General features: G+C 62.8%; 1 protein-coding gene and 1 pseudogene. Both read left to right on the plus strand.

Annotated features, from left to right (window positions below):
- Positions 1-217: 217 nt before the first annotated feature.
- Positions 218-856 carry a hypothetical protein gene (locus EOA28_RS36340; protein WP_127250886.1) on the plus strand — a complete coding sequence of 213 codons (639 nt, stop codon included), beginning with the start codon at positions 218-220 and terminating at the stop codon, positions 854-856.
- 49 nt (positions 857-905) lie between these two features.
- A pseudogene (locus EOA28_RS40735) lies at positions 906-1200 on the plus strand (hypothetical protein); the annotation flags it as partial.

Consider the following 1200-nt stretch of genomic DNA (forward strand, 5'->3'; position numbering starts at 1 on the left):
GTGCTGGCTCACGCGCTGCATAGCGCATCAATTCGCGACGCGAAACCGGCGCTGACGTGACAACGCCGATTTCGACAAAAAGTCGCGGTTTTCCTACGAAAAGGCACCAGCACAGGCCATGGCCAAGCATAGGCCAGACCCGGCATGTTGGCAGGCCAGGCGGCGCCTGCATGTTTTTAATTGTTCGGCGGCTTGGTTATCGGCAATACTTCGCGCCATGCGCAGTCCAGAGCCCTCCGGCTTTCCATCGAAGCGCTTACTCTTCACGCCGAGCCTGGCCTGGCGCGCGGTTCTACCGCTCCTCTTTTTGAGCCTGCCAGCTGAGGCCGATCCGGTGAAGGTCTGGACCACCGGCGCCTATTCCTTCTCCGAAGAGCTGGGCGGCTTCCGTATTACCGGCGTGTCCGGCATCGGCACCAAGGAAGATCCGCTGGTCATCAAGGAGGAGCTGAACACGGCGACGCCGGTGACGCTGACCATCCGCGCGACCAAGCCGATCGAGCCCTTCGGCAAGGCCGGCGAGGTCGCCAACGGCGTGATGTATATGCGCATCGACGTGCTCAACAACAGCGCGCTCCCCTGGGTGGAGTTCCAGTTCGAGCTGCAGGAAATCCTCGACCAGCCGAGCGTGTTCGGCGATGGCCTATCCTTCGACCAGCGCAACAAGACGCCCGACAATATCATCTCCAGCAATTTCGCCGATTTCGAGCGTAAGTTCGAACCCTATGACCAGCTGCTGTTCAAAAACGGCAAGGTCGATCCGCTGAAGTCAGCAACCTTCGATTTCCTGATCACCGACTACACGCCGCGCTGGACGTTCTACATCGTGCAGGATCCGCGCATACCGACCGGCTAAAAGTCTGACCACGGTTGCAAATGCGAAGCGCGCGGACGATGGTGGCGCCATGACTGCCGCCTCCCCCAGAACACCAGCCGAGATCGCCGAACTGCTCGCCTTCTATGCCAGCGCCGGCGTCGAGGACGCGCTCGAAGACGAGCCTATCAATCGGTTTGCCGAAGCGGCGGCAATGCCACCTGGACGCGGGCCGGCCGAACGCAGGCCTGCCGAGCGCGCGCCGGCCGCGCCGCGCCGCGAAGCCGCGCCCGAGAGCCGAACGGTACCCGAGCAGGCTCCCGAACAAGCTGAGAACCCGCCGGCGCCCTTCTCCGGCCTCGATGCCAGCAATATTCCGGACGCAC

Origin of the sequence: Mesorhizobium sp. M2A.F.Ca.ET.067.02.1.1 (genome assembly GCF_004023285.1) — a bacterium.
GTDB lineage: Bacteria > Pseudomonadota > Alphaproteobacteria > Rhizobiales > Rhizobiaceae > Mesorhizobium.